Genomic DNA, 3,961 nt, shown 5'->3' with positions numbered 1-3,961 from the left:
CCCCCCCCCCCCCCCCCCCCCCCCCCCCCCCCCCCCCCCCCCCCCCCCCCCCCCCCCCCCCCCCCCCCCCCCCCCCCCCCCCCCCCCCCCCCCCCGGCGTCGCTATTCGCGTTGAAGCAACCGCAGCCGCCGAGGCAGGCCCTCCAATAGCGGCAGCCACAGTTCCGAGGATGAGGGGAAACTCGGAACTGCGTGTCGCAGTACATGCACAGGCAGGTTCCCGACCATCGCGACTGTCGCTGGGTGGATCAGTTCGGCAGCTTCCGGGCCGACGAATGTGGCCCCGAGGAGTAGTCCGGTACGAGCATCGACGACGATCTGCGCCGTTCCCTCGGCATCATCGCGCAGAAGCGAGGTTCCGGCACTGCTGTTGTACGGCAACTGCGAGACTTCAACCTCGTTCCCATTTCTGCGAGCCTCAGCCTCGGTCATTCCGACCGCCGCGACTTGCGGATCGGAATAGACAACCTGCGGAGTCGGCGCATTCTCCGGGACTGGTTCGGACTCGTCGCCGGTAGCGCGAGCTCTGATCTGCGCGCCGACGACCCGAGCACGGTACTTTCCCCAATGAGTCAACGGCACCTCACCACTGGCATCCCCAACGACGTGCAGCCATTCGGGTAAGTGCCCGGAGGCGATATCTTTACCGGCGAGTCCTACACTCTCGAGTCCAAGGTCATTGAGTCGCGGCCGTCGTCCGGTCGCCACAAGGATCTCGTCGGCGTTGACAGTGAACTCACCTTCGGGACCCGAGGCCTGGACTGTGACCTGACCGCCGTGGATCCGTCCGAGCCCGGTGTCTTCGGCGCCCGGCCGGTAGCAGGCCTCTACCGTGGTTTCCAGGTCGATCCGGACTCCCGCGTTCTCCAGTGCCGTGGCAACATGCTCTCCTGCGAATGGTTCCTGGCCGTTGAGGAGACAATCACCGCGTACGAGCATCCGCACATTCGCGCCGAGCGCCGCCATCCAGGTTGCGGCCTCCACAGCAACCACGCCGCCGCCGATGATGACCAAGGACTCGGGGACCTCCCGAACCCCGGTAGCGTCGCGAGAGGACCACGACGCAACATCGGCAAACATTGACGGCACTGTTGGCAGAGACCCGGTGGCGATGACTACAGCGTGGCGAGCTCGTATGACTACCGGGTGCTCTCCATTGACAAGGACTTCCCGTTCGCCGACGAGCTGTCCATGACCGCGCTCGATGCGCAGGCCGGTACCCTGCGCCCAATCGACTTGGCCCTTGTCATCGTAGTGTGAGACCCATTCGTCACGTCTCCTCATCAGCGCCTCGGGCTCGACTGCCGCACCGCGCAGTCCTTCCAGGTGCTGAGTCGCGTGGGCGAGCTCAATGGGGCGCAGCATCGTCTTCGACGGAATGCACGCATAATAGGAGCATTCACCGCCCAGCAGCTCCTCCTCGATGATGACCGCCTCGAGGTCAGAGTCTTCGGTCGCGTACTGGGCTGCGTTCTCACCCACAGGTCCACCGCCGATGACGATGACATCGGTGGTCACGGCCTCGGCATTGTCGGGAATGAGGTCATTCGAATTCATAGCAAGTCCGCTTTTCTCTTAATGGCTGGGGCTCAGCTGCACCTTTGCAGCCTCCAGATGCCTTTTGTTACCGGTCTGCAGTGCCTAGAGGCCGAGTTCCAGCGGCGATGAACTCGTTCCGTTGGAGTTGTCAGTCTAGAGCGGGGGAGTGACTCTGCGACAGGGGCCTCTGACTGTGTCGCAGGCTGAGCAGAACGATTCCGGCGGTCACTTCCCATGCCACGATCGCGTACATGCCGATGCGTTCCCACACTCCGTCGGGGAGAAGAGTTCCGGGCACAACCCGAACGTCGGCTTGGAGCATGACGATGCCAAGGATCCCGATGAGGCCGATCCCGATGCTGACAAGTCCGCCGATTCGACTGCGTCGGCTCAACAAGAGGGAGATGCCGATGCAGATCGCACTCAGATGCCCACCGAAGAAGGCGAAGAACGCGCCGAGGAGGTGGACCCAAGCGAGGCCGAGGCTGTAGTTGTGCTGACCGCCGTTGACCATGGCAATGAGCACCATGCCGAGGGCATGGACGAATGTCAGGGCTACGAAGGTGCGGCGCAGGGGGAATCGGCGACCTCGGGTCAGGCAGAGCGCCGCGATGGCGAACAGGATTCCATGGACGATGAAGGCAATGTTGATGATCACATGCAGCGGCGAATCGATGTGACGGTTGCCCAACATCTCCACGTCCGGCACGCCGAGGTCACTGATGTAGTTGGCCGCGTACGAATAGTCGGGGAAAGCGGTGGCGGCGACCGCCTCGGCGAGGAGATAGACCACGGCCGCGAGAAGCCAGCAGATTGCTGCTGTGACTGTCGATCGGGCCGCGACGTGACCATCGGATTGAGTCGTGCGCATCCGAACAATGGTAGATGGCTGACTGCGAATGCAGAAGGGCCTTCTGCCGCTCAAAATCAACCGACACGCCCAATGCACATTCATGTAGGAGCTTGTCAGGGCCGATATGGCGTGCAAATATGAAAACATCCTGTTGATCGGATCCAATTGATCAATGAGAACCGAATAGACAGCAAGGAGAGAGCGCATGAATGCAACTACCATCATCTGGATAGTCGTAGCGATCGTCGTTATTTTGATTGTCGTCGGCATAATCATTGCGGTCAGTCGTAAGGCCGCGGCTAAGAAGCGCGAACACCAGCGCAAGGAGGCCGCCCGGATCCGTCAGGAAACTGCCGAGTCTCAGCATGAAGTCCATGCCCGGGAAGCGGACGCCGAGCGTCGCAAGGCCGAAGCGAAGAAGGCTGACGCCGACGCCGAGGTACAGGCAGCCGAAGCCAAGCGCAAGGCTGCCGAAGCGGAGAAGCTGGAAGCAGACGCCGCTGAACGCGATCGTCTCGCCCAGGAGAAGCGCCTCGAGCAGGAGCGCAAGCTCAAGCACGCTGACGAGCTCGATCCCGACGTCGACGCGCATGGCAACCGGAAGCCAGCTCCCGGAGCGGTTGCCGGAGACGGCCATGTAGGCGACAAGCACCACAGGGATCACGATCCTCGGGTTGCTGACGACCGTCACCGGGACCACGACCCTCGCGTTGCCGATGAGCGTCATCGTGAGCACGATCCGCGGGTTGCCGACGAGCGTCCAGTTGCCAATGAGCGTCACGCGGGTCACGACCCTCGCGTCGCTGATGAGCGTCATCGTGATCATGATCCTCGCGTTTCCGACGAGCGTCGTCCGGCTCACGATCCTCGCGTCGATGACCGAGGACCGGTTGCCGAACAGCAGCCTGTTGCCAACGATCCGCGGGTCGCTGACCAGCGTCAGGCGCCTGTCGACCGTGATCCGCGCGTTGCGGACAACGGAGCAGGCCGTGAGCCCGTCGACCACCGTGATCGCCCTGTCGTCGACAACGACCGACCAGTGGCGGAGAACAACCGCCCGGTCGACGACGATTACCGTATGGGCGGCAACCGTCCCGTTGCGGATGATCCCCGTGCCCCTCGGGCACCCGAAGGCGACCCTCGCGTTGCTGACGGACAGGGACAGCGCGATGGCTTCGTCGATGGACGCGACCCTCGTGACCCACGAGCTGCTGAGAACGACCCTCGGCTCGCCGATCCCAACTACGATCCACGTGCCGCAGGGGACAGGAACTTCGAAGACCCGGACACTCCGAGGCACTGAGGTTCCACCGATCCCCGACAGGCGAAAAGCCCTGTCGGTGCAACACCAAGTGTGAAACAGAAAAGGAAAGGACAAGACAATGGCTCTTATTCTTTGGATCATTGCCGCGCTGCTCGTAATTTCGGGTATTTTCGCGATCTTCCGCAAGCAGCTCCTGTGGGGCATCGTCCTCATCGTCGTCGGCTGCCTTGTCGGCCCCGGCGGAGTGAGCATATTCGGCTGACCGGCTGAAACAGACACTGCGGCGCCCCAACCCACTCAGGGTT

At 62.8% G+C, this 3,961-nt stretch carries 5 protein-coding genes; 2 read left to right on the top strand and 3 right to left on the bottom strand.

From position 1 onward, the window contains the following. Positions 1 to 102: 102 nt before the first annotated feature. The 3 genes from MPN20_RS16915 to MPN20_RS16905 all read right to left on the bottom strand — a co-directional run bounded on the left by MPN20_RS16915 (position 103) and on the right by MPN20_RS16905 (position 3,398). The gene (locus MPN20_RS16915) at positions 103 to 1,557 is read right to left on the bottom strand and encodes an NAD(P)/FAD-dependent oxidoreductase (RefSeq protein WP_242784014.1); all 1,455 of its coding nucleotides are present in this window, start codon (positions 1,555 to 1,557) and stop codon (positions 103 to 105) included. A gap of 130 nt (positions 1,558 to 1,687) precedes the next feature. Continuing rightward, the gene (locus tag MPN20_RS16910) at positions 1,688 to 2,410 is read right to left on the bottom strand and encodes a DUF998 domain-containing protein (protein WP_242784012.1); all 723 of its coding nucleotides are present in this window, start codon (positions 2,408 to 2,410) and stop codon (positions 1,688 to 1,690) included. 151 nt (positions 2,411 to 2,561) lie between these two features. Beyond that, positions 2,562 to 3,398 carry a hypothetical protein gene (locus MPN20_RS16905; protein WP_242784010.1) on the bottom strand — a complete coding sequence of 279 codons (837 nt, stop codon included), beginning with the start codon at positions 3,396 to 3,398 and terminating at the stop codon, positions 2,562 to 2,564. A 33-nt stretch (positions 3,399 to 3,431) separates the two neighbouring features. Between MPN20_RS16905 and MPN20_RS16900 the strand changes: the two genes are divergently transcribed. Further along, positions 3,432 to 3,695, top strand: a complete 264-nt coding sequence (locus tag MPN20_RS16900; protein WP_242784008.1) for a hypothetical protein — start codon at positions 3,432 to 3,434, stop codon at positions 3,693 to 3,695. Between the two features lie 79 nt (positions 3,696 to 3,774). Beyond that, complete coding sequence (locus MPN20_RS16895; protein ID WP_242784006.1) at positions 3,775 to 3,918, top strand: GPGG-motif small membrane protein; 144 nt, start codon at positions 3,775 to 3,777, stop codon at positions 3,916 to 3,918. Positions 3,919 to 3,961 lie beyond the last annotated feature (43 nt).

This window comes from Brevibacterium sp. ZH18 (assembly GCF_022748595.1).
GTDB lineage: Bacteria > Actinomycetota > Actinomycetes > Actinomycetales > Brevibacteriaceae > Brevibacterium.
The sequence above is the reverse complement of the archived record's forward strand: the minus strand, read 5'-3'. Positions and strand labels throughout refer to the sequence as shown.

Coding starts and splice junctions, on each gene's coding strand:
- MPN20_RS16915 (WP_242784014.1), bottom strand. CDS start 1,557: ATGAATTCGAATGACCTCATTCCCGACAATGCCGAGGCCGTGACCACC.
- MPN20_RS16910 (WP_242784012.1), bottom strand. CDS start 2,410: ATGCGCACGACTCAATCCGATGGTCACGTCGCGGCCCGATCGACAGTC.
- MPN20_RS16895 (WP_242784006.1), top strand. CDS start 3,775: ATGGCTCTTATTCTTTGGATCATTGCCGCGCTGCTCGTAATTTCGGGT.